Raw genomic sequence first — 26,011 nt, forward strand, 5'->3', positions numbered from 1 at the left:
GTCCGGCGCTGCTCTGCGCCTGTCGCGGGTGATGCGCACCACCGTAGGGGCGATCTGCACGTTTGTCCAGAACTAATTTTCAGGGACCGGCGTCGGGCATACTTCACCCGTCCGCACGAGGTGGGAGGGAGGCTGCCGATGAGTCCGACGCGTCGCGCGCCCGACGCCGACCGCGCCGCGCCCGGTCGCTTCCCCCCGGACCTGCTGTACCGCGCCGCCCGCATGTACTACCTCGAGGACGCCAACCAGGCCGAGGTCGCCGAGGCCCTCGGCACGAGCCGTCCGACGGTCAGCCGGCTGCTCGCCGAGGCGCGGGCGCAGGGCATCGTCCACATCGAGGTCCGCGAACCGCAGCCCGACCGCACCGCCGAGCTCGGCCAGCAGCTGGGGACCCAACTCGGGCTCACCCGCTGCTGGGTCACGCCGGCCGTGGGCGAGCGCCGCACCGGATCGGTCCTCGCTCCCGCTGTGGGAGAGGCACTCTCGGCCGCGGGGCTGCGCTCCGGCGACGCCCTGCTCGTCTCGTCCGGGGCGACCGTCCACGGCATCGCCCAGCACGAGCTCACCGCCCTGCCCGGCGTGCTCGTCGCCCCGGTCGTCGGCGGCACCGACGAGCCGGAGGAGTACTACCAGACCAACGAAATCACCCGGCAGGTCGCGGCCCGGGTCGGTGGTGTGCCCCAGTTCCTCTACGCGCCGGCGATGCCCGGGGCCGACCTCCACCCGATCCTCACGAGCGACCCCACGACGCGCCGCGTCACCGACCTCTGGTCCCGCGCCCGGGCGGCCGTGCTCGGCATCGGCGCGCCCCCGAGCACGCGCACCTCGCTGCCGAGCGTGCTGCCCGGCGGCAGCTCACGGCTCGCGACGGCGGTCGGCGACATCTGCTCCCGCCCGTACGACGAAGACGGTGTGCCGCTCGAGTTCCCCGGCAGCGAGCGGCTCATCGCGATGCGTCTCGAGGACCTGCGGCGCATCCCCGCAGCCATCGGGGTGGCCGTCGGCGCGGTGAAGGTCGCGGGCATCCTCGCCGCGGTCCGCGCCGGGTACGTCACCCAGCTGGTCACCGACGAGCCGACCGCCTCCGCCCTGCTCGCCGCGGCTCAGCGCGACTGAGCGTCCTCGTCCGCGAGGTCGGCCAGGCGGTGCATGTGCCGGGCGGTGTCGGCGTACATCTCGGTGAAGACCGGGTAGATGCGGTCGTAGCGCTCGCACGCGGCGGGGTCGGGCTCGACGACCCGGCCGACGTTGGCCCAGTCGGTTTCCGGCGCAACGCTTCCCGTGCCGATGGCCGAGAGCAGGGCGCTGCCGTAGCTGGCCCCGATGGTCTCCTCGGGCACGACCTGCGGGCGCCCGCAGACGTCGCTGACGACCTGCGTCAGGAGCGCCGACTGGGTCCCGCCACCGACCGCGACGAGCCGGGACGGGGTCGCCGGATGCGACGGCGGGACAGTGTCGAAGAGCTCGAGGATCTGACGCACCCCGAAGGCGATGCCCTCGTAGGCCGCCCGCAGCACGTGCCCTCGGCCGTGGCGCAGGGTGAGCCCGATCGCGACCCCGCGCGCCCGGGGGTCCTGCACCGGCGTGCGCTCGCCGGCGAAGTACGGCAGGAGGACCAGACCCTCGGCCCCCGCCGGCACCGCGGCCGCCTCGGCCTCGAGGCTGCCGAGCGGTGCACCCCCGGTGAGGTCGTGCACCCAGCGCACGAGCGACCCGCTCGTCGCGGTGCCGGCGGCCAGGGTGCGGCTGCCCGGGTGGACGCCCATCGTGCTCCAGAGGCCCGGCCGGACGGTGAAGTGGTCGAGCGGGCGGACGAGGAACATCGTCGAGCCGTACATGAGCATGACGTCGTCGGTGTCGCGGACGCCCACCGAGAACGCCTCGGCCCACGCGTCGACGGTGCCCGCCGAGACCGGGACGCCCTGCGGCAGACCGGTCTCGGACGCCGCCGCCGCGGTGACGGTGCCGACCACCTCGTGCGGCCACACGAGCCGCGGCCGCTCGAGGTGGCCCGCGACGTCGTCGAGCCAGTCGTCGGCCCAGTCCGCCGCGGCCACGTCGTAGAGCGGGTCGCACTGGCTCGCGGACTGGTGGTCGAGGACGTACTCGCCGGTGAGCCGGCCGGCGACCCACGAGCTGAGGCCCCACCACCGCCGCGCGCGGGCGAAGGCCTCCGGCTCCTCCTCGCGGACCCAGAGCAGCTTCGGCCCGACGGCCTGGGAGGTGAGGTCCTTGCCGCAGCGCGCCCGGACGGCCTCGGCCCCGAGGCGCTCGGTGAGCGAGGCGATCTGGCGCCCGGCCCGGCCGTCGATGCCGTAGAGGACGGCCGGGCGCACGGGGCGGCCGTCGGCGTCGGTGAGCACGAGGCAGGGCCCCATCCCGCTGACGCACACCCCCGCTACCGCCTCGGCACCGACCTCGGCGACGAGCTCACGGGACACGGCGGCGACATCGGGCCACCAGGCGCCCTCGGGGTCCATCTCGGCCCAGCCGGGGCGCGGCATGCTCATCCGGTGCGGCCGGGAGGCCGTGGCCAGCACCCGCCCGTCGGCGGTGACCGCGACCCCCTTCGTGCTGCCGGTGCCGACGTCGAGACCCACGAACACGTGCGGCACGGCACCTCCGGGGTCGTTCACGGGGATCGCGGGAGGTCCATCGTGCCAGAGCCGCCCGGGACGGTGCGCGGACCGCCGACGGGGGTCAGCGGCGCGGCGGGCGCCAGACGACGAGGGCCTGGCTGCGGGTCGAGCGCGGCCGCTCGCCGAGCCGGGCGGCGTAGACGTCGCCGCTCGGGCTGACCGAGAACACCCGCGTGGTGCGCCCGCTGCCGGCCTCGAGGGCGTCGACCTCGGCCGCGAGCTCGGCGACCCGGGCGCGCAGGGCCTCGACCTGGTTCTCGAGCTCGAGGATGCGCGCGATGCCGGCGAGGGAGACGCCCTCCTCCTGGGAGAGCCGCTGCACCTCGCGCAGGAGCGCGACGTCGCGCTGGCTGTAGCGCCGGCCGCCCCCGCGGGTGCGCGACGGGGTGACGAGCCCGAGCCGGTCGTACTGGCGCAGCGTCTGGGCGTGCATGCCGGCGAGCTCGGCCGCGACCGAGATGACGAAGACGGGGGTGTCGTCGTCGGGGGAGAAGGCGGAGACGTCGATCCGGGCCATCGGTGGACCTCCCGTCAGGTGGCGGCCTGCTGGAACAGGGTGGCGCGCGGGTCGGCGTCACCCTCGGCGTCGCGGAGGGTCTCGACCGCGTGGCGGGCCTCGTCGGACAGCCGCTGCGGGACGACGACCTGGACGCGGGCGAGCAGGTCGCCGGTGCCGTGCCGGCCCGCGACCCCGCGCCCCTTGACCCGCAGCACCCGCCCGCTCGGGGTGCCGGGGGCGACCTTGACGCGCACCGAGGAGCCGTCGAGCGTCGGGACCGGGACGGTGGCGCCGAGCGCGGCCTCGGCGAAGGTGACCGGCAGGTCGACGGTCAGGTGGTCGCCGTCGCGCCCGAAGACCGGGTGCTTCTCGACGGCGACGGTGAGGATGAGGTCGCCGCGCGGGGCGCCCGGGTCGCCCTCGGCACCCTTGCCGCGCAGGCGGATCTTCTGCCCGTCGCGGACCCCCGCGGGGATCTTCGTCGTGACCCGCTGGCCGTCGGCCGTCGTCAGCGTGACGGTCGAACCCTCGACAGCGTCGCGGAAGCCGAGCGTCGTGCGGGCGTTGACGTCGGCCCCGGGTCGGGGGCCGCGCGCTCCGCGGAAACCGGTGCCGCCGAACGGGTCCGCGCCGGCGCCGCCGCCGAACATCTGGGCGAGGATGTCGTTGATGTCCTCGCCGCCCGGCTGACCGCCGCCGGTCGAGAACCGGACCCGCTGGCCGCCACCGCCGCCGCTGCCGAAGGCGCTGAAGATGTCCTCGAAGCCGCTCGCCCCGCCCGGGCCGCCGGAGCCGGCGCGGAACCGCGCCCCGCCGCCGGCCATCGAGCGCACGGCGTCGTACTCCTGGCGCTGCTTGGGGTCGGAGAGGACGGCGTTCGCCTCCCCGATGTCCTTGAAGCGCTGCTCGGCCGCGGCGTCCCCGGCGTTCTGGTCGGGGTGGTGCTTGCGCGCGAGCTTGCGGTACGCCTTCTTGATCGCCGCCTCGTCGGCGTCCTTCGGGACGCCGAGGATCGCGTAGAAGTCCTTCTCGAACCAGTCCTGGCTGGCCATCGGCGCCTCCTTCCGGTCGCTCTCGGGGGTCAGTCGGGGTCGGCGACCATGACGCGCGCCGGCCGGAGCACCTGCTCACCGGCACGGTAGCCGGGCTGGAACACCGTGACGACCGTGGTCGCCGAGGCGTCGGCCGGCAGGTCGGCGTCGTCGGCGGGCCACTCGCCGTGCATCAGCGCCTCGTGCTGCTGCGGGTCGAAGACCTCGCCCTTGGCGCCGTAGCGCTCGAGGCCGTAGCGCCCGAGCGTCGACTCGAGCTTGTCGGCGATGGCCGCGAACGGACCGCCCTCGAGGTCGCCGTGCTCGCGGGCCAGCTGGATGTCGTCGAGGACCGGCAGGACCGACTCGAGGACGTCGCGCACCGCCCGCTCCTGGACGACGGCCCGGTCGCGGTCGACCCGCCGCTTGTAGTTGACGTACTCGGCCTGGAGCCGCTGGAGGTCGGCGAGCCGCTCGGCGGCGAGCACCGTGTCCGGGTGCGCGTCACCGGTCGCCGGGACCTCGGCCGGCGCCTCGGCGGGCTCGCCGGCGGGCACCTCGGCGCCCGCGGGGACGGCCCCGGACTGCTCCGGGGCCACCTCCTCGCGCTGCGGCTCGTCGTTGACCGCCTCGGTGTTGACCGAGTCGTCCATCGAGGAGTCGGTCACTTCTTCTCCTCGTCGTCCTCGACGACCTCGGCGTCGACGACGTCGTCGTCACCGGCGTCGGTGGCCGGCTGGCCGCCGTCGCTCGCCTCGGCGCCCGGGACGTCGCCGCTCTCGCCCTGCTCGGCGGCCGCGGCGTAGACGGCGGCGCCCATCTCCTGGGACTTCGTGTTGAGGGTCTCGATCTTGGCCTTGATGTCCTCGGTGGAGGCGCCGCTGTCGGGCTTGATGGCCTCCTTGAGGTCGGCGAGCGCCTCGTCGACGGGCGTGCGGTGCTCGTCGGAGACCTTGTCGCCGGACTCGGAGAGGAACTTCTCGGTCGAGAAGACGAGCGACTCGCCCATGTTGCGGGCCTCGGTCTCCTCGCGGCGGGCCCTGTCCTCCTCCGCGTGCGCCTCGGCGTCCTTGACCATCCGCTCGATCTCCTCCTTCGACAGCGCGGAGCCGCCGGAGATGGTGATCTTCTGCTCCTTGCCGGTGCCGCGGTCCTTGGCCGAGACGTTGACGATGCCGTTGGCGTCGATGTCGAAGGTGACCTCGACCTGCGGCACGCCGCGCGGTGCCGGCGCGATGCCGGAGAGCTCGAAGGTGCCGAGCGGCTTGTTCTGCTGCGCGATCTCGCGCTCGCCCTGGAAGACCTGGATGAGCACCGACGGCTGGTTGTCCTCGGCCGTCGAGAAGACCTCGCTGCGCTTGGTCGGGATCGCGGTGTTGCGCTCGATGAGCTTGGTGAAGAGCCCACCCTTGGTCTCGATGCCGAGGCTGAGCGGCGTGACGTCGATGAGGAGGACGTCCTTGCGCTCGCCCTTGAGGACACCGGCCTGGAGGGACGCGCCGAGCGCGACGACCTCGTCCGGGTTGACGCCCTTGTTGGGCTCCTTGCCGCCGGTCAGCTCCTTGACGAGGGCGCTGACGGCCGGCATGCGGGTCGAGCCGCCGACGAGGACGACGTGGTCGATGTCGCCGACCGAGATGCCGGCGTCCTTGATGACGTTCTGGAACGGCTGCTTCGTGCGGTCGAGGAGGTCCTTGGTCATCTGCTCGAACTGGGCGCGGGTCAGCGTCTCGTCGAGGTGGATCGGGCCGTTCTCGGACATCGAGAGGTACTGGAGGGAGATGTTCGTCGAGCTGGCCGACGAGAGTTCCTTCTTCGCCTGCTCCGCCGCGTCGCGGAGGCGCTGCATCGCGATCTTGTCCTTCGCGAGGTCGACGCCCGAGGAGTTCTTCACGGTGGTGAGCAGGTGGGAGACGATGCGCTCGTCCCAGTCGTCGCCGCCGAGCTTGTTGTCGCCGCTCGTGGACCGGACCTGGATGGTCGAGAAGCCGTCCTCGGGGTCCTTGCCGACCTCGAGGAGCGAGACGTCGAAGGTGCCGCCGCCGAGGTCGAAGACGAGGATGAGCTCGTCCTCCTTGCCCTTGTCGAGGCCGTAGGCGAGCGCCGCGGCGGTGGGCTCGTTGACGATGCGCAGGACGTTGAGGCCCGCGATCTCGCCGGCCTCCTTGGTGGCCTGGCGCTCGTGGTCGTCGAAGTACGCGGGGACGGTGATGACCGCGTCGGTGATGGTCTCGCCGAGGTAGGACTCGGCGTCGCGCTTGAGCTTCTGGAGGATGCGGGCGCTGATCTCCTGGGCGGTGTACTTCTTGCCGTCGACCTCGTCGGTGCTCCAGTCGGTGCCCATGTGGCGCTTGACCGAGCGGATGGTGCGGTCGGCGTTCGTGACGGCCTGGCGCTTGGCGATCTCGCCGACGAGCACCTCACCGCCCTTGCTGAACGCGACGACCGACGGGGTGGTGCGACCGCCCTCGGCGTTCGCGATGATCGTGGGCTCGCCGCCCTCGAGGACGGCGACGGCGCTGTTGGTGGTTCCGAGGTCGATGCCGACTGCACGGGCCATGGGGGTGCTCCTTGTGGGTGGTGCCGGTGGTTCGGGTTGAGTGCTTCTCGCTCAAGTTAGACCGGGCGGATCGGCGGCTGCAAATCCGTGGGTCGAAACTTGCGTTCACCCGACTCAACTCCGCGGGTCCGCGCGATGTTCCCACCTGCGGCCCGGGTCTGGGTGCTCGACGGTTCGTCGGGTACTCCCGACGACCCGTCGAGCACCCGCGCTCACCCGGGCTCGGCTCAGGCGGTGACGAGGGGGCGCAGCGCCTCGGCCATCATCGAGACGACACCGGGGACGTGGCCGTTGGCGACCATGTTGACGACGAGGCCGTCGACGCCGCGGTCGAGGACGCGCTCGCGCAGCTGGCCGGCGACCTCGTCGGGGGTGCCGACGAACTGGCGGTCGGTGGCCGCACTGCGCTCGGCGTCGCTCATCGCGTCGAGGTCGACGCCGCGCGAGCGGAGGAAGTCGCGGTGCATGGCACGGGCCGCGTCGCCGTCCTCGTCCATCATCACGAAGGCGAGGTAGCTGGTCTCGAGCGTGGACCGGTCGCGGCCCTCCTCCTCGCACCGGGCGGCGAGCGCCTCGAGCTTCTGCGGGATGTCCGAGGCGTTGCAGATGAGGTTGAGGTGCGCGGCGTGCCGGGCGGCGTACTTGAACGTCTTGCGTTCTCCCCCACCGCCGATGAGGATCGGCAGGTCGTCGCGCAGGCGCGGCTCGTTCATCGCCGCCTCGGTGCGGTACCACTCTCCCGAGACGGTCGGGCGCTCGCCGCGCAGCATCGGCTCGATGATCGACAGGGCCTCCTCGAGCCGGTTGAACCGGTCGGTGAAGGTGCCGAACTCGAAGCCCAGCTGCTGGTGCTCGAGCTCGAACCACCCGGCGCCGATGCCGAGCACCGCACGCCCGGCGCTCACGAGGTCGAGGGTCGTGACCTCCTTCGCGAGGAGCGTGGGGTTGCGGTAGGTGTTGCCGGTGACGAGCGTCGAGAGCTGCACGTTCTCGGTGGCCGTGGCCAGCGCCCCGAGGAGCGTGTAGGCCTCGAGCATCGGCTGGTCGGGGTCGCCGATGCCGGGCAGCTGGTAGAAGTGGTCCATCACGAGGACGGCGTCGACGCCCGCGGCGTCGGCCTCCTGCGCCTGCTGGACGACGGTGGGCACGATGCGGGCCGGGTCGCCGCCGGGGTAGCTGAAATTCGGGATCTGGTAGCCGAGGCGGATGCTCATGCTCGCGACGCTACGCCCACGCCCCCGCGCCGGTGGGCGCCGCGTACACGGCATCGGGCGGGGCGTGGAGGGGCGGCGTAGGGTCGAGCGGCATGGGGACGGACGCGGCCGGCGACACGCGCACGATCGGGGGGTTCGACCGCGCGGGACGGGGGTTCGTCGCCGCGCTCTTCGGCGGGGTCGGGGTGGCCGCGGGGCTGGTCCTGCCGTGGCTGGCGGGCTTCGCGGCCGACCACGGCTGGGTGCCCTTCGGCGGGCCGGTGCGCTGGCTCGGCTCGTTCGACGAGCCGTGGCTGGTCTGGGGCCGGCCCCTCATCGGGCTCGCGCTCGGGCTGGCCTTCGCGGCCTGGGTCGTGGTCAGCTCGCCGGTGCTCCACGTGGCGCCCGACGAGGTCCGCGTCGAGCGGCGCGGCTCGGTCGAGCGGGTCATCGCCCGCTCGACGGTCGACGGCGTGCACCGGGCCGGGTCGAAGGTCGTCATCGAGTCGCCGGGCGGGCGCGTCCTCTTCCGCGACGACGTGGAGGGCGACCGTGACGCCGTCCGCGAGGCCTTCGTCGCCGCCGGGTACCCGTGGGAGGGCCCGCCGGAGTGAGGTCCCCCGCGAGGTCAGGAGACACGCAGGCCGCGGTGCTCGTCCGTCTGCGTGTTTCCTGATCTCGACGGTCCGGGGCACTCGCTCAGCGGGCGAGGGCCGCCCCGGTCCAGGCCTCGTCCGCCGTCACGTCGCGGAGCACCTCGAGCCACGCGGGGACTGGTGCCGGCGGGGAGGCCCCGTCGTCGACCTCGGCGACGAGGGTGCCGTCCTCGTGCTCGTCCACCGCGACGAGCCAGCCGTCCCGCCGCACGACGTGGCGGGTCTTGCGCAGCACGCGAGCCGGCAGGTGGGCCAGCAGCGCCCACTCCGCCTCGTCGAGGTAGAGGTTCGTGCACGCCAGGGCGGAGGCGTCGTCGCCGAGCCGGACCTTCTGGCCGAGCTTGCGCGTCACGATTCCGTCGGCGGAGCGCACCTCCCGCAGCCGCAGGCGTGTACCGGTGAGGTAGCGGTCGATGACCTCACGGCGCTCGACGTCGCCGTCGGGGATCCGGGCGACGAGGAACCGGCGCTCGCGCTCGACCACCGCGTACTTGAGGGAGGGCTGCACGCCGACCACGCTAGCGAGGCACGCGCGGCCCGGCTGTCGGTGCGGGCGCCTAGCGTGGACGGATGAGCGACCAGCAGCCCATCGACCCGACCACCGACCCCCAGGACGCCACGAAGCCGCCCGAGGAGTGGGCCACCGGCGACGAGCCGGCCACCGGTCCGCAGCTCAGCTACCTCGCCACCCTCGCCCGTGAGGCCGGGCGCGAGGTGCCGGAGGACCTGACCAAGGCCCGCGCCTCCGAGCTCATCGACGAGCTCCAGGGCGCCTCGCCCCGCGTCGACCCGCAGTGAGGGAGGCCTCCCCGGCCCGCGTCGCGCTGGCCGTCGTGGTCGTCGCGGCGCTCGTCGGGGTCGGCGTCGTCCTCGGCCGGGCCCTCACCGGAGGCGGAACCGACGGCCGGGCGGTCGCGGCCGTCCTCCTCGTCCTCGCCGGCGGCCTCATGGGCCTCGTCCGGGCCCGCCGGGGTCAGTAGCCGGCGTCGTCGAGCGCCCGGGCGGTCAGCTCGCGCCCGAGCGCGATCATGTCGGCTGCCCGGTGGAAGTCCATCGTCCGGCAGGCGTCCGAGGGCACCGAGACGAGGACGTCCGGCGGGTTGCTCGCCATCCGGTAGCGGGTGATGAGCGCGGCCATCGTGTCGAACGAGCGGTTGAAGATCTCGGTCGAGGCGAGGTCCTTCGGCGCCGGCGCGTACCCGGGGGCGGTGACCGCCGCCGGCGACGCGCCCTCGGTCACCGGTTCGACCTCGCCGTCGGTCGGGGCGTCCGCCGCCTCCGGCGAGGAGTGCGAGCCGCCCATCAGCGCGCTCACCCGGTGCGTCAGCGAGCGAACCGAGCCCGCGATGGGCCCCGGCGTGCGCACCGGCGCGACGGGCATCCCCTGGCTGTGACCGGCCTGGAGGCTGACCGCGACCGTGAGGTCGGACATCACGGCGGCCGTCGGTTCGATGGGCACCGGGTTCATCAGCCCGCCGTCGACGAGCAGCCGGCCGTCGACGACGATCGGCGTCACGAGGCTGGGGATGGCCACCGAGGCGCGGACGGCCGTGGCCACCGGCCCGCGCTGGAACCAGACCTCGCGGCGGTTGTTGAGGTCGGTGGCGACGGCCGTGAACGGGATGGCGCAGTCCTCGATGAGCGCACCGCCGAGGATGTCGCCGACCTTGGCGAAGATCCGTTCGGCCCGGATCGCCCCGCCCCCACCGAGGTTCATGTCGAGCAGCCGCCACACGTCGTACTGCGTCAGGCTCGTGACCCAGTCGGTGTAGGCGTCGAGCCGACCCGCGGCGGCCAGCCCGCCGACGAGCGCGCCCATCGAGGTCCCGGCGATCGCGACGACCTCGAACTCCCGCTCCTGCAGGACCTGGAGCGCCCCGATGTGCGCGTACCCCCGTGCACCTCCGGCGCCGAGCGCGAGCGCCACCCGTCGAGCCATGGCCTCAGGGTACGTCCGGGCGCGGTGGCAGACTGGCGTGCCATGGTGCTCCGCAGCGACGCGCGGCAGCGGGGGTCGGCGTGAACCTCGTGCTCGACCTCCTCGTGGTCGGCGCGGCCCTCGTGGTCAGCGCCGGGCTCGGTTGGTGGCTCGTCCGGCTGCGTCGCCAGTACGTCACGGCCCAGCGCGAGATCGCGCGCCTCAAGGAGCTCGCCGTCCGCAAGGCCGACCAGGTATCGGTGCTCAGCCACGAGATCCGCACGCCGCTGGCCCTCATCAAGGGCTCGGCGGACCTGCTCGTCGAGGAGACCCCGGGGCCGCTCACCGACGTCCAGCGCCGGTTCGCCACGACGATCTCGGACAGCGCGGAGCACGTGATCGCCCTCGCCGAGGACCTCCTCGCCCAGGCCCGCATCGAGGCCGGGCTCTTCGAGGTCCACCTGCGCCCCGTCGAGCTGCGGGCCTACCTGCGCTCGGTCGTCCGCGAGCTGCGCCTCGTCCACGACCGCGAGATCGTCCTCGACACCCCGGGCCCGCCCTCGCGCGTGCTGCTCGACCCGCAGCTGGTCCACCAGCTCCTCAGCAACCTCGTCGCCAACAGCCTGCGGCACGACCCCAACCCGGTGAACCGCGTGACGGTCCGCGGCTACGTCGCCGACCCCGACGTCGTCATCGCCATCAGCGACCGCGGGCGCGGGATGACCGAGGAGCAGCGCGCGATGCTCTTCGAGCGCTTCCGCAGCAGTGCCGCGCTCGGCGAGGGGACGGGCATCGGCCTCTACATCTCCCGCCACATCGTCGAGCTGCACGGCGGGTCGATCCACGTCGACACCATCGCCCAGCACGGCACGACGATGCTCGTCACCTTCCCCGCGGGCGGGACGGCGTGAGCGCGGCGCCGGCCGAGCGGCCGCTCGCCCTCGTCGTCGACGACGAGCCGTCGATGCGCGACATCGTCACCTTCGCCCTCGAGACCCAGGACTTCGAGACGTGCACGGCCGGTTCGGCCGAGGCTGCCTGGGCGCTGCTGCAGCGCCGCTCGGTCGACCTCGTCGTCCTCGACGTCATGCTGCCCGGGCTCTCGGGCGTCGAGCTCTGCCGTCGCATCGCGCAGACCTCGGGCATCCCCGTCATCCTCCTCACTGCGCTCGGCGAGACCTCGCGCCGCATCGCGGGCCTCGAGGCCGGCGCGGCCGACTACGTCGCCAAGCCGTTCCACCCCCGCGAGCTCGCCCTGCGCGCCGCGGGCCTGGTGCGTCGCTCACCGCTCGGCGACGGCCAGCTGACCCACGGGTCGCTGACCGTCAACCTCCTGACGGCGACGGCGTGGGTGTCGGGCCGCCGCGTCGACCTCACGAGCCACGAGTTCCGGCTCGTGGCGGCCTTCGCCGGCAGCCCTGGCGAGACCCTGCCCTTCCGGCGGCTGCTGCTCGCCGGGTGGGGCGACCCCGACCTGCCGGGTGGCCGCGAGCTGCTCAAGACCGCGGTGTACCGGCTCCGGATGAAGCTCGGCGCAGCGGAGCCGGGGGCCGAGGCGATGATCCGCAGCGTGCGCGGGGTTGGGTACGCGTTCGAGCCGGACCCGGCGGACGGGACGCAGGGAGGCTCGGTCACAGAACCGTGACCGAGCCGGGGCGGTCGGTGACCGTCGTCCCGGTACGCGCCGCCTAGCGTCGCAGCGAACGCCCGGGAACACGACAAAGGAGCCGCACATGTCCCGTCCACGCCTCGCCACCTGCCTGCTCGCCGTCCCGATCGGGATGGCCGGACTCGCCGGGTGCGCCGTCGACGACACCGCCTCCGGAGGCTCGGGCCAGGGCAGTGGCACCGTCGTCATCGCCTGCACGCCCCAGGAGGAGCAGTGCCAGGCGATGGCCGCCGCCTTCACGAAGAGCAGCGGGATCAAGGCCACCTACGTGCGGATGAGCTCAGGCGAGGGCGTGGCCCGGCTCGACTCGGCGAAGAGCAAGCCCGAGTTCGACGTCCTCTACGGCGGGCCCTCCGACGGCCACGTCGCGGCGGCCAAGGCCGGCCTCACCGAGAAGTACGTCTCCCCCGAGGCCGCGAAGATCCCGGACGAGTACAAGGCCGCTGACGGCACGTGGACCGGCACCTACGTCGGCGCGCTGGGCTTCTGCTCGAACAAGGACGTCCTCGCCGAGCTCGGTGTGGACGCGCCGACCTCGTGGCAGGACCTGCTCGACCCGAAGCTCCGGAAGAACGTCGCGATCGCGCACCCTTCGACCTCGGGCACCTCGTACACCGCCGTCTGGACCCAGATGGTCCTCAACGGCATGGACGAGGCGAAGACCTTCGACTACCTCGCCAAGCTGCACCAGAACGTCCTCCAGTACTCGAAGAGCGGCTCGGCCCCCGGGCAGATGGCCGGGCGCGGCGAGGTGGCCGTCGGCATCGTCTTCAGCCACGACTGCGTCAAGTACCAGAAGGAGGGGTTCGACATGCTCGAGAACACCTTCCCCTCCGAGGGCACCGGCTACGAGGTCGGCGCGGTCTCGCTCGTCAAGAACGGCCCCAACGCCGAGAACGGCAAGAAGTTCATCGACTGGACGCTCACGCCCGAGCACCAGGACATCGGCCCGACGGTCGGCAGCTTCCAGATCCCGACCAACCCGGACGCCAAGGTCACCGAGGAGATGGTCAAGCTCGACGAGGTGAACCTGGTCGACTACGACGCCGAGGCGGCCGGCGAGCGCAAGAAGGAGATCACGGCGAAGTTCGACGCCGAGGTCGCCCCGCAGCCGAAGGAGTGACCCGGATGCCCCTCCCTGCCCTCCCCGGGCCACCGGGCGGACGCCGATGACCGCCACGCTCCTGCCCGGGGCCCCCGCCCCGACCGAAGCCCCCGCGCCCGGCCGCCGGCGCTCCGGCCCCCGCTCCGGTCGCGACCTCACCCTCGTCGCCACCGTCGTCGTCGTGGCCGTGGTGCTCGTGGCGATCGTCGGGCTGCCCCTGCTGCGCATCCTCCTCGCCGCCTTCTCCGAGGAGGGCTGGGGCATCGTCAGCTCCATGCTCACCGACCCGGTGAACCGCCGGATCCTCTGGAACACGGTGCAGCTCGGCGTGATCGTGTCGCTCGTCGGCACGCTCGTCGGCTTCGTCATGGCCTATGCGCAGGTGCGCCTCGACTTCCGGGGCAAGCGCATCATGCACCTGATCGCGCTCATGCCGATCGTGTCGCCCCCGTTCGCGGTGGCGACGGCGGCGATCACCCTGTTCGGGCGCAACGGGATCGTCAGCAGCGACCTGCTCGGTCTCGGCGTCGACATCTACGGACTCGGCGGGCTCGTCCTCGTGTTGTCGATGTCGTTCTTCCCGGTCGCGTACATGAACCTCAAGGGGATGCTCGAGAGCCTCGACCCCTCGCTCGACGAGGCGGCCGCGCTGCTCGGTGCCAGCAAGGGCAAGGTCTTCCGCACGGTCACCCTGCCGATGCTGGTTCCCGGCATCGCTGGCTCGGTGCTCCTGCTGTTCGTGGAGTCGATCGCCGACCTGGCCAACCCGCTCGTCCTCGGCGGCGACTACACGGTGCTCGCCTCCCGGGCCTACCTGGCCGTCACCGGCGAGTACAACGTCGCCGGCGGGGCCGCGTACTCGCTCGTCCTGCTCGTCCCGGCTCTCAGCGTCTTCCTCGTCCAGCGCTACTGGGTCGGGCGGCAGAACGTCGTCAGCGTCACCGGTAAGCCCTCCGGCACACCGGAGCTCGTGCGCACACCGGCGCTGCGCATCCCGATCCTCACCGCCGCGGTCCTCGTCTGTCTGCTCGTCGTCACGATGTACTCGACGGTGGTGGTCGGCGGGTTCGTCAAGATCTTCGGGGTCAACAACGAGTTCACGCTGTCCCACTACCGGTTCGTCCTCGCGGGCATCGGGTCGGACGCGATGTTCACCACGACGCTGCTCGCCCTCGTGGCGACGCCGCTCGCGGGGATCCTCGGGATGCTCATCGCGTGGCTCGTGGTGCGCAAGCTGCGCCGGACGTCGGGGCTGATGGACTTCGTCGGCATGCTCGGGCTCTCGGTGCCGGGCACCGTGCTCGGCATCGGGTACGCCATCGCGTTCAACACCCCGACGGTGTTCGCGAACCGGCAGTGGTTCCCGGCCGTGGCCGGGGGGTCGGCGATCTTCGGAGGGGCGATGGCCATCGTCATGGTGTTCGTCGCCCGATCGCTGCCGTCCGGGCAGCGCTCGGGCATCTCCGCGCTGCAGCAGATCAACCCGGCGATCGACGAGGCCTCGACGAGCCTCGGGGCGGACAGCCTGACGACCTTTCGCAAGGTCACCCTGCCGCTCATCCGGCCTGCGCTGCTCTCCGGCCTGACCTACGCGTTCGCGCGGTCGATGACGACCCTGTCACCGATCGTGTTCATCACGACCCCCCAGACCAAGATCATGACCTCACAGATCCTCGCCGAGGTCGACGCGGGCCGGTTCGGCAACGCCTTCGCCTACTGCGCGATCCTCATCGTCATCGTGCTGTCGGTCATCGGTCTGCTCAACCTCGCACTCCTCCACCCGTCCCTGCGCGGCGTCAACCGCCGGTGAGCAGCACCAGGAGCACCATGACCCAGCACACCGAGTCCGCCGCGCTCGTCGTCGACGAGCGCGCCGCCGACGCCCTGCCCGCCGCGACCCCCGGCCGGCTCGACCTGCGCCGCCTGCGCAAGGTGTACGGCACCGACCACCACGCCGTGCCGGCCGTGCGCGACATCGACCTCGAGATCAACCCGGGCGAGTTCCTCACGCTGCTCGGGCCGTCCGGCTGCGGCAAGACGACGACGCTGCGGATGATCGCCGGCTTCGAGACGCCCACTGCCGGGGAGCTGCTGCTCGACGGTGACGTCATCACCGGGATGGCGCCGAACCACCGGCCGATGGCGATGGTCTTCCAGTCCTACGCCCTCTTCCCGCACCTCACCGTGTTCGACAACGTCGCCTACGGCCTGCGGCTGAAGAAGCTCCCCGGGACGCGGGTCCGCGAGGAGGTCGAGACCGTGCTCACCTCGATGAACCTCGCCGCCTTCGCGGACCGTGCCCCGCACCAGCTCTCCGGTGGCCAGCAGCAGCGCGTAGCCCTCGCGCGGGCCCTCGTGATGCGCCCGAAGGTGCTGCTCTTCGACGAGCCGCTGTCCAACCTCGACGCCAAGCTCCGGGTCCAGATGCGCGGCGAGATCCGGCGCCTCCAGCGCCGGCTCGGCATCACGACCATCTTCGTCACCCACGACCAGGACGAGGCGATGACGATGTCGGACCGGATCGTCGTCATGAACGTCGGGGTCATCGAGCAGGTCGACACCCCGGGTGAGATCTACCGTCACCCGGCGTCGGTCTTCGTCGCCGACTTCATCGGCCGGGCCAACTTCCTCGACGCCGAGGTCTCCGACGTCGGGCCCGACACCGCCCGCATCACCGTCCTCGGCCGGGAGTGGACCGTGCCCCGTCACCCCGACGCCACCGCCGACTCCGCCCCCGCCCTCCTCGTGCGGCCGGAGTCGGTGCGGCTGCGGCCGGCCCGTGAGGACTCCGTCGGTGGTTCGACGGGCCGCACGATCTCGTCGATGTTCTACGGCCAGTCGGTCGAGTACGACATCGAGACCGAGGCGGGCAACATCGTGGCGTCGGTGGCCGACCCCCACGAGGACCAGACCTTCGAGCCCGGCGACCTCGTCGACGTCTCCTTCGAGGCCGCGCGCACCTGGCTCCTCCCCGTCCCGGGCGCCGGGGCGCCGTGAGCGGCGCGGCGACGGCGGAGGCCGTCCAGGAGTCACATCGGCTGCGGCGGGTCGCCTCGGCCGCGGCGGCGGCCAGCGCCCGCCACCTGCTGACCGCGTTCCGGTCGCCGATGCTCGTCGAGCACAAGGGCGGTGCCCACGACCTCGTCACCGAGCACGACCTCGCCTCGGAGGCGATCATCCGCGACCTCATCCTGCGCGAGGAGCCGGACAGCACCGTGCTCGGCGAGGAGGGGGGCGCGGTCGGCGACGGGCGGGTCGTCTGGCACGTCGACCCCATCGACGGGACCGTCAACTTCGCCAACGGCATCGCCTTCTGGTGCGTCTCGGTCGCGGCTGCGATCGAGGGCGAGGTCGTGGCCGGGGTGGTGCTCGACCCGGTCGGCGGGCACGAGTTCGCGGCCGACCTCGGGGGCGCGTGGCTCGACGGCGCCCGCCTGGGCCCGCCGGCCGCGCCGACCGAGCTGGGCGCGACGGTCGTCAGCAGCTTCCCCGCCGCCCTGGACCTCGCGAGCCACGGGGCAGCGGCGCTCGAGGCGACCGGTCGGCTGCTCGAGGCCTTCGGTACGACGCGGGCGATGGGCAGCGGCGCACTCGGCCTGGTCCACGTGGCGGCCGGCTGGGCCGACGCGACCTTCGACCTGCACACCCACCCGTGGGACGTGGCCGCCGGCAGCCTCGTGGTGCGCATGGCCGGCGGCCGCTACGTGGGGTTCGTCGACGGTCGCCCCGACGAGGACCCCCGCACCCTCCACCTCGCGCCGTCCTACTACGCCGTCGGCCCGGGGGCGCACTACCCCACGCTGGACTCGGTGGTCCGCCGGCTGTCCGGGAGCCGGCTGCCGGCCGCGTCGGCCTGAGGACCCGGCGGCGCGGCGCGGGCTACCCTCGGTGGACGACGACGAGGAGGTGCACGGATGGCCGACGCACCCCGTCTCCCGGTTGGTCCCCGCCTGCCGCGCGCGGTCCAGAGCGTCGGGATGATGCGGCTGCGGCACCGCTGGGTGCCCCGGCTGCACCGCCGGTACGGCGACGTCTTCACCGTCCGGCTGCTCCCCCGGGGCCGTGACGTCGTCCTCTTCTCCGACCCCGCCGCCGTCCGCGAGATCTTCGCCGGCGACCCCGCCGTCTTCCACGCCGGCGAGGCCAACTCGCTGCTCGGGCCGGTGATGGGCGAGCACTCGCTGCTGCTCCTCGACGACCTCGAGCACCGGCGCGCCCGGGCCCTCCTCACGCCGGCCTTCTCGGGGCGGGCGCTGCGCGGGTACGCCGACCTCGTCTCCGGGCTGGCCAAGACCGAGGTCGGCTCGTGGGTCCCCGGCGTCCCGTTCCCCGTGCTCGACCGGATGAACGCGCTGACCCTCGAGGTCATCCTCCGGGTCGTCTTCGGCGTCACCGACGACACCCGGCTGGCCCGGCTGCGGCCCCTCGTGCGCGACCTCGTCGACGTCAGCCCGCTCGTCTTCCTCGGCTACGCCGTGCCCAGGCTCCGGCACGTCGGGATGTGGCGCCGGGCCGCCGAGCGCACGTCCGCCCTCGACGCCCTCGTCCGCGAGGAGATCCGCGAACGCCGGGCCGACCCCGACCTCCCGCACCGCGACGACGTCCTGTCCCGGCTCGTCCGGGTCGACGACGGCGGCGACCGGCTCACCGACGACGAGCTGCGCGACCAGCTCGTCACCCTGCTGCTTGCCGGGCACGAGACGACCGCGACGGCCCTCGCCTGGACCCTCCACGAGATCGGCCTCGACCCCGAGCGGCGAGCCTGGGCGCGCGACGCCGCCCGCAGCGGGGACGACGACCGGCTCGAGGCCCTCGTCGAGGAGGCGATGCGCCTGCATCCGGTCATCCCCATGGTCGTCCGGGTGCTGCGCGCGCCGGCGACGGTCGGCGGCCGCGACCTCCCGGCCGGCACGACGGTGGCCGCCTCGATCCTCCTCGCGCACTCCCGCGCCGAGAACCACCCCGACCCCGGCGCCTACCGCCCCGAGCGCTTCCTCGGCGGCCAGCCGGCCCCGAACACCTGGATCCCGTTCGGCGGCGGCGTGCGGCGCTGCCTCGGAGCCGGGTTCTCCCTCATGGAGGCCGTCGCCGTGCTCCGCGAGGTGCTCGTGGCCGTCGACGTCAAGTCGCTCGGCCCGGAGCCACCGCGGGTCCGCAACATCACGAGCGTCCCGGGCCACGGGGCCCGGATCGTCGTCCACTGACCCGGAACGGCACGCCCTCCCCCGACGTCCCACGGGCGAGGGTCGCGGTCCGCGACCATGAGGGCGTGAAGGGATCACCGATGAGCGCACCGACCACCGCACCCCGCACCCGACGGGCGGGCCGCGCGGCCCTGGCCGCCACGACCGCGCTGGCCGTCGCGACCCTCGCCGCCTGCACGGTCGGCGGCAAGGAGGACCCGCCGCTCGGTCCCGACCCCTCGGTCTCGACCTCGTCCGCCGGCCCGTCCGCCTCGCCGTCGCCCACCGAGTCCTCCGCCTCCCCGTCGCCGAGCGGCACCCTCGCCGGCTTCACCCTCGAGGACCAGCAGAGCGATGACTGGCCCGAGCTCGGCGCCGACCTCGGCATCGGCCTGGAGTCGCGGGTCGGGAAGCACGAGGGCTACGACCGCGTCGTCTACGAGTTCACCGGCAAGGACGCCCCGAACTACCGGGTCCGCTATGTCGACGAGCCGATCGGCGACCCGTCGGGCGAGCGGGTCAAGGTCGCCGGCGACGTGTGGCTCGAGGTCGTCGTCAACTCCCTCGACATCCCGGGCGAGTCGGCCCCGAGCCCGGACGACCCGCTGCCCTCGACCCTCGCCGGAACCGGTGTCGCGGAGGCGAACGCCATCTGGGGCGGCTTCGAGGGCTACGGTCAGGCGTTCATCGGGCTGACCGGCGAGCAGCGCCCCTTCAAGGTCTCGACGGCGACGAACCCGAGCCGGCTCGTCGTCGACGTCGCCCGCTGAGGACCTGCCGCCTCCGGCCCGTCAGAGGTCGAGGTCCTGGTGCCACGACTGGGTGCGGTAGTCGGTGACCCAGCCCATCGAGGTGTAGAGGCCGTCGGCGCCGGTCGGTGAGTCGGCGTCGACCTCGAGGCCGACCCGGTTGCGGCCGCGGCGGGCGGCATCGCTGATCACGGTGTGCAGCAACGCCTTCGCCACACCGCGTCCGCGGGCCCGCCGGTGCACCCCGATGTAGTCGACGTAGCTGCCGGGGATGCCCTCGGCGTCCGGCCGCAGCACCGAGGAGACGACGGCGCCGGCGGGCAGCGGGCCCTCGTCGGTCTCGACGGTCGCCAGCCACCAGTGGTCCCACCGGTGGCCGGGATCCTCGCGCAGCCGCATGACGAACTCCGGGAAGCTCTCGCGGTAGGAGCTGAAGTGGTCCTGGAACGACTCCTCGAGGACCCGGTGCACGGCCTGGAGGTCCTGCGCGACGGGCAGGCCGTCGTCGTGGCGGTCGACCGGGCGGACGAGCACCCCCTCACGCGGACCGGGGAGCGAGGACTCCTCGTCGGGGTGGACGGGACGGGTCATCTGGAGCCAGGTCCGCGTGCAGCGGTAGCCGGCCGCGTCGAGCCAGCGCTGCTGGCGGGGGTCGTCGGCGTAGGCGCCGGAGTCGAGGAGGGTCGTGCGCAGGCGGCGCATCCGGCCGATGTCGCGGGCGTGGCGCTCGCCCGCGGCGAAGAGGTGGCCGGCGAGGAGGTCGGCCTCCTTCTCGGCGGCGTCCGGGGAGACGGTGACCTCGACGAGCACCCGCCCGGCGGCGCGGTCGTGCACCGACAGCCAGGCGAGCAGCCGGGCGTCGGGGTCGCGGACGAGCACCTGCCGCCGCGTCCACGACCCGGTGCCCGCGAGCTGGCCGAGCACCGCCTCGGGGTCGACGCCCGCCGAGCCCTTCGCGGCCTGCTGGTGCGCGGCGAGCAGCGCGGTGACCTCGGGCACGTCCTCGGCCACCGGGCGGGTGGTGGCGTAGCGGTCGGGCAGTCCGTCGATGGTCACCTCGGCGTCGTTCATGGCGACCACTCTCCCACCGCCGGGACGGGGCTCAGACCTCGGTCTCCAGCAGCTCGCGCAGGTGGGCGTCGACCTCGTCGAGGTAGGACTGCTCGAACCCGAAGAGCCCGAAGTGTCCCGCGATGCTGTGGAGCATCCGCACCTCGGCGCCGGGCGTCATCGCGGCCTCGGGCTCGCAGTCGCGCGGCGGGAAGAACATGTCCTGCTCGATCGGCATGACGAAGGTCTTCGCCGTGATCCGCCCGAGGGCCGCCGCGAGGTCGCCGCCGGCGTTGCGGGCGACGTCGCCGCGCTGCCACTTCCAGCCCATCGACAGCAGGGCGTTCGGGTCCATCATCCCGAACAGCGTGCGCGTGAAGTTCTGCTGGAACTCCTCGTAGGTCGAGAACTCCAGGCCCTCGGCGATCGGCGGGATGCCGCGCCAGAACTCCGTCTTCCAGAAGTCGGTCGTCAGCCCCATCGTCGCCCAGATGTCGGCGTGCCGCGCGAGGCCGGCGGCCACCTCCTCGTGCGAGGCGTACTCGCCGCCGTTCCACCCGGGGTCGGACGTGATGGCGTCCATGAGGGTCCGGGTGAACAGGAAGTCGTGCGGCGTGTTCTGCGCGGTGCCGGCGATGGGCGCCGCGCGAAGCACCTTGTCCGGGAACCGGACCGCCCACTCCCACGTCTGCTGCGCACCCATCGAGCCACCGACGACGAGGGCGAACCGCTCGATCCCGAAGTGCTCGCGCATCAGCTGCTCCTGCGCCCGCACGTCGTCGCCGATGCGGACGTCGGGGAAGCGCGACATCGCGATGGACGTGTCGTCAGTGGTGTGCGGCGAGGTCGACATCCCGTTGCCGATCTGGTTGACGACGGCGATGAACCACCGGCTCGGGTCGAGCGCCCGGCCCTCACCGATGTAGACCTGCCACCACGTCGCGTGCGTGCCCGAGAACCACGTCGGGACGAGGATCGCGTTGTCCTTCGCCTCGTTCAGCTCGCCGAAGGTCGCGACCGCGAGGTGCAGGTCGGGGATGACCCCGCCCTCCTCGAGCTCGAAGCGGCCGACCCGCAGGAGCTCGGACGGCCCCTGCACCTCGGCGCTGTAGAACGGGTTGTCCAGGGGCATGGCGGGTCCTCTCGTCGCGACGCTGCTGACGTCCCGACGCTAGGCGGCGGACATCGGCCGGCGGAACCCTCCACCCGGCCGGGGCCATCCCGAACGTGGTCAGTCGGTGGTGGAGAGGCGCCGGACGGCGAGGACGGCGAGCGCCCGCGCGACCGCGACGACCTCGTCGAGCGGCACCGACTCGCGGGGCGAGTGCGCCAGCCGCACGTCCCCCGGCCCGTACTGGAGGGTCGGCACCCCCGCCGCGGCGTAGAGCCGCAGGTCGGAGCCGTAGGGCGCGGCCGCCACCGTGGGGCGGGCCATTCCCACCGCCTCCGCCGCGTCGGCCACCTCGTCGGCGAGCGGGTGGCCGGCCGGCAACCGACCCGGGGCGAAGGCGCCCCCGGGCCAGGTGACCACGGGCGGGTGCTCGCGCAGCCACGGGTCCCCGGACGCGGCCTCGGCGACGCACCGCACGAAGGCCTCGCGCGCCGCCTGCGGGTCCTCGTCGAGCGCGACGCCGTACCGCCCCTCGGCGACGAGCAGGTCGGGGACGCTGCTCGCCCAGTCGCCGGCGCGGACCTGCCCGACCGAGAGGGCGTACGGCAGCCGGGTGCCGGCGAACAGGGGGTCGGGGGAGGCGTTGCGGGCGGCCTCGAGCCGGCGCAGCGCCGCGTGCACGACCGCGAAGGTGTCGAGGGCCGAGACGCCCTCGAGGCGGGTGCTGCCGTGGGCGGCGAGGCCGGTGACCTCGAGGCGGAAGGTCAGGGCACCCGCGTTGGCGGTGAGCAGCCGGCCGCTCGTCGGCTCGGTGACGACCGCGACCTCCCCGGTGTGCCCGCGGCGCAGGGTCGCGAACGCCCCGAGGCCGCCGTCCTCCTCGCCGACGACGGAGTGCAGGGCGAGCCGCCGCCCGCTGCGGACCCCGGAGCGGTGCAGCGCCCGGGCCACCGCGAGGTTCACCGCGACCCCGGCCTTCATGTCGCAGGCGCCGCGCCCGTGCAGCCGCCCGTCGTGCACGACGGCCGCGAACGGGTCGTGCGCCCAGGCGGCCGGGTCGCCGACCGGCACGACGTCGACGTGGCCCTGGAGGACGAGCGCGGGCTCGCCGTCGCCCGGCGTCGTCCCGACCAGCCCCCAGGCCTCGGTGCGCGGCGCCTCGCTGCCGGGGAAGCCGGGGTCGGCGCGCAGGGCGTCGAGGTCCTCGGACCACATGTCGACCTCGAGCCCGACCTCGTCGAACCAGCCGGCGAGCAGGTGCTGCACCTCGCCCTCGGCCGCCGACCCGGTGACGCTGGGGACGCGCACCAGCGCGACGAGGTCCTCGACGAGGCGCCGCTCGTCGAGCGCCTCGAGCACCCGGCCCTCGTCCTCCGACAGCGCACCCACGGCGGCACGCTAGCGCTCCCGCGCGCCACGACCGCGGAATGCGCGGCCCGGGGTCGCGGGTTGCTCCGCAGGTGAGCTCCCCCTCGACGACCCGGGTCCCGCGCGCGAGCGTCGGGCTGCGCAGCGAGCGCGGCCCGGTCCTGCTGTCGGTGATGCTGTCCACCGGCCTCGTGGCGATCGACGCGACCATCCTCGCCACCGCCGTGCCGGCCGTCGTCCGCGACCTCGGGGGCCTCTCGCAGTTCCCCTGGCTGTTCTCGGTCTACGTGCTCGCCCAGGCGGTCTCGGTCCCGGTGTACGGCAAGGTCGCCGACCTCTTCGGCCGCAAGACGGTGATGCTCGTCGGGGTCGGCCTCTTCGTCCTCGGCTCCCTGCTCTGCGGGCTCGCCTGGTCGATGGGCGCGCTCATCGCGTTCCGTGCCGTCCAGGGCCTCGGCGCCGGGGCCATCCAGCCGATCGGCATGACCATCGTCGGCGACCTCTACACCGTCGCCGAGCGGGCGACCGTCCAGGGCTACATCGCATCGGTCTGGGCCGTCAGCTCGCTCGTCGGGCCGACCCTCGGGGGCGTGTTCTCCGAGGCGCTCACGTGGCGCTGGATCTTCTTCGTCAACCTGCCGCTCGGCGCCGCCGCGGCGTGGATGCTCTGGCGGCGGTTCTCCGAGACACCGCGCCCCGCCGCGGAGCGGCCGCGCATCGACGTCGCCGGGACCCTGCTGCTGCTCCTCGGCACGGTCGCGCTGCTCGTCGCCCTCCTCGAGGGCGGGGTGCTCTGGGCGTGGTCGTCCCCGACGAGCGTGGCGCTCTTCGTCGCGGCGGTCGTGCTCCTCGCGGCCTTCGTCGCCGTCGAGCGCCGGGCCGCCGAGCCGGTCCTGCCGCTCTGGGTCTTCGGCCACCGCGTCGTCGGCGGGGCGATGCTCGTCTCGCTCGTCGTGGGCGTCATGCTCCTCGGCCTCACCTCCTACGTGCCCCTCTACGCGCAGGGCGTCCTCGGCACCGGAGCGATCGTCGCCGGCTTCGCGCTCGCCGCGATGACGATGGGCTGGCCGGTGGCCGCCTCCACCGCCGGGCGGCTCTACCTGCGGCTCGGCTTCCGGACCACCCTCCTCATCGGGTCGGTGCTGGCCGTCGCGGGCTCGGGCCTGCTCCTCGCCGTCGGCCCGGACAGCTCGGTGTGGCTGCTCGCCGGCGCCTGCCTCGTCCTCGGCCTCGGCTTCGGGTACGTGGCCAGCCCCTCGCTCGTCGCGGCCCAGTCCTCGGTGCCGTGGCACCAGCGCGGCGTCGCGACGAGCGCCTCGATCTTCGCGCGCTCGGTGGGCAGCGCGGTCGGGGTCGCGGCCTTCGGCGCCGTGGCCAACACGGTCGTCCGCTCGCGGCTGGGCCACAACCCCTCAGACCTCGAGTCGCTGCCCCCCGGAGTGCTCGGGCCGGCGCTGGGGACCGTGTTCGCGGTCGCCGCCGGGGTCTCGGTGACGATGCTGCTCGCCTCCCTCGTCATGCCGCGCGAGGTACACGAGGTCGAGGCGACGACCCCCTCCTGACCGATCGGGTGTGAGGTCGGGAACACCTGCGCGCGAGGGCTGTTCATGGCGTCGTAGGTTGGCGGTGCAGGGGCGCGCACCCGCGGGCTGCAGGGACCCGCGGGGACGTGCCCCCTCGACCGAGGAGGTCTCGTGGCCATCGTCACTCGGCTCGACGCCGTCTCGCCCCCGGAGCGGGCCGATCGCCCGGTCCTCGTCGCCGGACCGCGCCTGCGGGCCGGAACCGTGCTGTCGTGGGTCGTGGTCGGGCTGATGACCCTCCAGGCCGTCCTCGGACTCGCTGTCGACGGCCTCTACCCCGAGCAGGCGTGGGCCGTGGCCGCGCTCCGGGGCAACGACCTCGTCACCGTCGCGATCGTGGTCCCGGCGCTGGCGCTCGCCCTCGTCCTCTCCCGGCGTGGGGGATCCGCACCGGCAGCCGCCACCTGGCTCGGGCTGCTCTTCTACGGCGTCTACAACTTCGCGTACTACGCCTTCGGCGCCGCCTTCAGCCGCGTCTTCCTCCTCCACGTCGCGGCCTTCTCGCTCTCCGTGTGGGCGCTGGTCCTCCTCGGGACGAGCGTCGACGCCGCGGCGCTCGCGGCCCACGTCCGTGGCGGACCCGCCGCGCGCGTCGTCGCGGGGTTCACGGCGCTCGTCGGGCTCGCCCTGGTCGGCGCCTGGGGCGCGATGTCGGTGCGCTTCGCGGTCACCGGACGGCTCCCCGAGGACGTCATGCCGCCCAGTGCGGTGCACCTCGTCTACGCCCTCGACCTCGGCGTCCTCGCGCCCGTGTTCCTCGTCGCCGGCGTCCTGCTGTGGCGCCGCCGGGCGTGGGGGTCGGTGCTGGCGTCGGCGGTCAACGTCTCCGGGGCGGCCTACCTCGCGGTGCTCGAGGTCGTCGGGGGGTTCCAGGCCGACGCCGGGATCGCGGGGAAGACGTGGGCGTCGCCGGTCGGCATCGGGTCGACCCTGCTGTGCCTCGGGGCGGCGCTCGTCCTCCTCGTGCGGGTGCCTCGCTCAGCCGAGGCGTGACCCGGCCGAGGCGACCCCGAGCCAGGTGTGCGGGTTGCCGTCCCAGCACCAGCCCAGCTTCGGCGCGCGCTCGCTGATCCACAGCGCCGGCACCCGACGGTCGCCGCGCCGGGAGCCCGACAGCATGAAGCAGCGGTTCTTCTCGAGCAGCGCCGGCGCGTGCGTGACGGTGGCGATCCCCTCCTCGATGGTCAGGGGGGTCCGTCCGCGGCCGAGCACCACCGGCAGCGCCTCCTCGGGGCGGACGCCGCAGAACTCCTCGCCGCGGTCGACGTCGAGCAGGAGGTAGGCGTCCGGGCGGGGCAGGGCGACCGCCTCGATCGGCCGGTACGGCGACAGCCCCGCCTCGCCGTGGTTGCGGTCGAGGATGCCGGGCCGGGTGCCGCGCGGCGCGAGCCGCAGGAGCGGGACGGTCCGCTCGGGGTCGACGACCTCGCGGGTCACGACGAGGACGAGGGGGGTGCGTCCGTGAGCGGTCGGCGGCAGGTCGCCGAGACCGGCGGCCAGGTCGCGCAGCGGGGCGACGCGGGCGCGGAAGGCGTTCTCGGAGTCGCCGGCGAGGGCCGGGTAGCCGAGGCGGACGAGGGTCGCGACCTGCTCGTCGAGGACGTCGAGGGCGGGTGCGGTGGCGGCGGGAGCGGTGATGGCGGGACCTCCGGGTCGTCGTGGGCGGCCCGGTCTCAACGCCTCGACCCGCGCCGGAG

26 protein-coding genes are annotated in these 26,011 nt (G+C 73.6%); 14 read left to right on the forward strand and 12 right to left on the reverse strand.

Going from position 1 to position 26,011, the window contains the following annotated elements:
- Window positions 1-138: 138 nt before the first annotated feature.
- Window positions 139-1,116 carry a sugar-binding transcriptional regulator gene (locus JQN70_RS15510; protein WP_204132272.1) on the forward strand — a complete coding sequence of 326 codons (978 nt, stop codon included), beginning with the start codon at window positions 139-141 and terminating at the stop codon, window positions 1,114-1,116.
- On the opposite strand, the gene JQN70_RS21050 is transcribed toward JQN70_RS15510, so the two are convergent.
- The 6 genes from JQN70_RS21050 to JQN70_RS15540 all read right to left on the reverse strand — a co-directional run bounded on the left by JQN70_RS21050 (window position 1,104) and on the right by JQN70_RS15540 (window position 7,943).
- On the reverse strand, window positions 1,104-2,636 hold the full coding sequence (locus tag JQN70_RS21050) for an FGGY-family carbohydrate kinase (RefSeq protein ID WP_307836019.1): 1,533 nt from the start codon (window positions 2,634-2,636) through the stop codon (window positions 1,104-1,106). The two genes, JQN70_RS15510 and JQN70_RS21050, sit on opposite strands and share 13 nt — an antisense overlap.
- Before the next feature lie 64 nt (window positions 2,637-2,700).
- Window positions 2,701-3,156: a heat shock protein transcriptional repressor HspR gene (locus JQN70_RS15520; RefSeq protein ID WP_204132273.1), complete on the reverse strand. Its 456-nt coding sequence runs from the start codon at window positions 3,154-3,156 to the stop codon at window positions 2,701-2,703.
- A gap of 14 nt (window positions 3,157-3,170) precedes the next feature.
- Complete coding sequence (locus tag JQN70_RS15525) at window positions 3,171-4,190, reverse strand: DnaJ C-terminal domain-containing protein (protein ID WP_204132274.1); 1,020 nt, start codon at window positions 4,188-4,190, stop codon at window positions 3,171-3,173.
- A gap of 29 nt (window positions 4,191-4,219) precedes the next feature.
- Entirely contained in the window at window positions 4,220-4,837 is a 618-nt protein-coding gene (gene grpE, locus JQN70_RS15530; protein WP_307836020.1) for a nucleotide exchange factor GrpE, read from the reverse strand.
- Window positions 4,834-6,729: a molecular chaperone DnaK gene (gene dnaK, locus JQN70_RS15535; RefSeq protein WP_204132275.1), complete on the reverse strand. Its 1,896-nt coding sequence runs from the start codon at window positions 6,727-6,729 to the stop codon at window positions 4,834-4,836. The genes grpE and dnaK overlap by 4 nt, the downstream gene beginning before the upstream one ends.
- Window positions 6,730-6,956: 227 nt before the next feature.
- Entirely contained in the window at window positions 6,957-7,943 is a 987-nt protein-coding gene (locus JQN70_RS15540) for an LLM class F420-dependent oxidoreductase (RefSeq protein ID WP_204132276.1), read from the reverse strand.
- A 92-nt stretch (window positions 7,944-8,035) separates the two neighbouring features.
- Between JQN70_RS15540 and JQN70_RS15545 the strand changes: the two genes are divergently transcribed.
- Entirely contained in the window at window positions 8,036-8,536 is a 501-nt protein-coding gene (locus JQN70_RS15545) for a YqeB family protein (RefSeq protein WP_204132277.1), read from the forward strand.
- Window positions 8,537-8,621: 85 nt separating this feature from the next.
- On the opposite strand, the gene JQN70_RS15550 is transcribed toward JQN70_RS15545, so the two are convergent.
- A complete protein-coding gene (locus tag JQN70_RS15550; RefSeq protein WP_204132278.1) occupies window positions 8,622-9,086 on the reverse strand; it encodes a CYTH domain-containing protein in 465 nt (154 codons plus the stop codon).
- A gap of 62 nt (window positions 9,087-9,148) precedes the next feature.
- On the opposite strand from JQN70_RS15550, the gene JQN70_RS15555 reads away from it, so the two are divergent.
- The gene (locus JQN70_RS15555; protein ID WP_204132279.1) at window positions 9,149-9,376 is read left to right on the forward strand and encodes a DUF3072 domain-containing protein; all 228 of its coding nucleotides are present in this window, start codon (window positions 9,149-9,151) and stop codon (window positions 9,374-9,376) included.
- Window positions 9,373-9,558, forward strand: coding sequence for a hypothetical protein (locus JQN70_RS15560; RefSeq protein WP_204132280.1), 186 nt, complete (start codon window positions 9,373-9,375; stop codon window positions 9,556-9,558). The genes JQN70_RS15555 and JQN70_RS15560 overlap by 4 nt, the downstream gene beginning before the upstream one ends.
- Here the strand turns inward: JQN70_RS15560 and JQN70_RS15565 are convergent.
- Window positions 9,552-10,517 carry a patatin-like phospholipase family protein gene (locus JQN70_RS15565; protein ID WP_204132281.1) on the reverse strand — a complete coding sequence of 322 codons (966 nt, stop codon included), beginning with the start codon at window positions 10,515-10,517 and terminating at the stop codon, window positions 9,552-9,554. The two genes, JQN70_RS15560 and JQN70_RS15565, sit on opposite strands and share 7 nt — an antisense overlap.
- Window positions 10,518-10,597: 80 nt before the next feature.
- Here JQN70_RS15565 and JQN70_RS15570 point away from each other — a divergent pair, with 80 nt between their 5' ends.
- The 8 genes from JQN70_RS15570 (at window position 10,598) to JQN70_RS15605 (ending at window position 19,223) form a co-directional block, all read left to right on the forward strand.
- Complete coding sequence (locus JQN70_RS15570) at window positions 10,598-11,407, forward strand: sensor histidine kinase (RefSeq protein ID WP_204132282.1); 810 nt, start codon at window positions 10,598-10,600, stop codon at window positions 11,405-11,407.
- The gene (locus JQN70_RS21055) at window positions 11,404-12,141 is read left to right on the forward strand and encodes a response regulator transcription factor (protein WP_204132283.1); all 738 of its coding nucleotides are present in this window, start codon (window positions 11,404-11,406) and stop codon (window positions 12,139-12,141) included. Before JQN70_RS15570 ends, JQN70_RS21055 begins: the two co-directional genes overlap by 4 nt.
- Window positions 12,142-12,229: 88 nt before the next feature.
- Entirely contained in the window at window positions 12,230-13,288 is a 1,059-nt protein-coding gene (locus tag JQN70_RS15580; protein WP_204132284.1) for an ABC transporter substrate-binding protein, read from the forward strand.
- 46 nt (window positions 13,289-13,334) lie between these two features.
- Entirely contained in the window at window positions 13,335-15,080 is a 1,746-nt protein-coding gene (locus JQN70_RS15585) for an ABC transporter permease (RefSeq protein ID WP_204132285.1), read from the forward strand.
- A 17-nt stretch (window positions 15,081-15,097) separates the two neighbouring features.
- A complete protein-coding gene (locus JQN70_RS15590; protein WP_204132286.1) occupies window positions 15,098-16,267 on the forward strand; it encodes an ABC transporter ATP-binding protein in 1,170 nt (389 codons plus the stop codon).
- Window positions 16,264-17,127, forward strand: a complete 864-nt coding sequence (locus tag JQN70_RS15595; RefSeq protein ID WP_204132287.1) for an inositol monophosphatase family protein — start codon at window positions 16,264-16,266, stop codon at window positions 17,125-17,127. Before JQN70_RS15590 ends, JQN70_RS15595 begins: the two co-directional genes overlap by 4 nt.
- A gap of 57 nt (window positions 17,128-17,184) precedes the next feature.
- Complete coding sequence (locus tag JQN70_RS15600; protein WP_204132288.1) at window positions 17,185-18,474, forward strand: cytochrome P450; 1,290 nt, start codon at window positions 17,185-17,187, stop codon at window positions 18,472-18,474.
- Window positions 18,475-18,554: 80 nt separating this feature from the next.
- Window positions 18,555-19,223: an AMIN-like domain-containing (lipo)protein gene (locus JQN70_RS15605; protein WP_204132289.1), complete on the forward strand. Its 669-nt coding sequence runs from the start codon at window positions 18,555-18,557 to the stop codon at window positions 19,221-19,223.
- 21 nt (window positions 19,224-19,244) lie between these two features.
- Here JQN70_RS15605 and JQN70_RS15610 read toward each other — a convergent pair whose 3' ends face one another.
- From JQN70_RS15610 to JQN70_RS15620, 3 genes are all read right to left on the reverse strand, one after another.
- The gene (locus JQN70_RS15610; protein WP_204132290.1) at window positions 19,245-20,273 is read right to left on the reverse strand and encodes a GNAT family N-acetyltransferase; all 1,029 of its coding nucleotides are present in this window, start codon (window positions 20,271-20,273) and stop codon (window positions 19,245-19,247) included.
- A gap of 31 nt (window positions 20,274-20,304) precedes the next feature.
- Window positions 20,305-21,384, reverse strand: coding sequence for an alpha/beta fold hydrolase (locus JQN70_RS15615; RefSeq protein ID WP_204132291.1), 1,080 nt, complete (start codon window positions 21,382-21,384; stop codon window positions 20,305-20,307).
- 99 nt (window positions 21,385-21,483) lie between these two features.
- On the reverse strand, window positions 21,484-22,752 hold the full coding sequence (locus JQN70_RS15620) for an ArgE/DapE family deacylase (protein WP_307836021.1): 1,269 nt from the start codon (window positions 22,750-22,752) through the stop codon (window positions 21,484-21,486).
- Between the two features lie 71 nt (window positions 22,753-22,823).
- On the opposite strand from JQN70_RS15620, the gene JQN70_RS15625 reads away from it, so the two are divergent.
- Both JQN70_RS15625 and JQN70_RS15630 read left to right on the forward strand, forming a co-directional pair.
- Window positions 22,824-24,293: an MDR family MFS transporter gene (locus tag JQN70_RS15625; RefSeq protein WP_307836022.1), complete on the forward strand. Its 1,470-nt coding sequence runs from the start codon at window positions 22,824-22,826 to the stop codon at window positions 24,291-24,293.
- A 132-nt stretch (window positions 24,294-24,425) separates the two neighbouring features.
- Window positions 24,426-25,307, forward strand: coding sequence for a hypothetical protein (locus JQN70_RS15630; protein ID WP_204132293.1), 882 nt, complete (start codon window positions 24,426-24,428; stop codon window positions 25,305-25,307).
- On the opposite strand, the gene JQN70_RS15635 is transcribed toward JQN70_RS15630, so the two are convergent.
- Window positions 25,293-25,991, reverse strand: a complete 699-nt coding sequence (locus JQN70_RS15635; RefSeq protein ID WP_239111688.1) for a DUF5701 family protein — start codon at window positions 25,989-25,991, stop codon at window positions 25,293-25,295. The two genes, JQN70_RS15630 and JQN70_RS15635, sit on opposite strands and share 15 nt — an antisense overlap.
- Window positions 25,992-26,011 lie beyond the last annotated feature (20 nt).

The organism is Phycicoccus sonneratiae (genome assembly GCF_016887965.1).
GTDB classification, from domain to species: Bacteria; Actinomycetota; Actinomycetes; order Actinomycetales; family Dermatophilaceae; genus Phycicoccus; species Phycicoccus sonneratiae.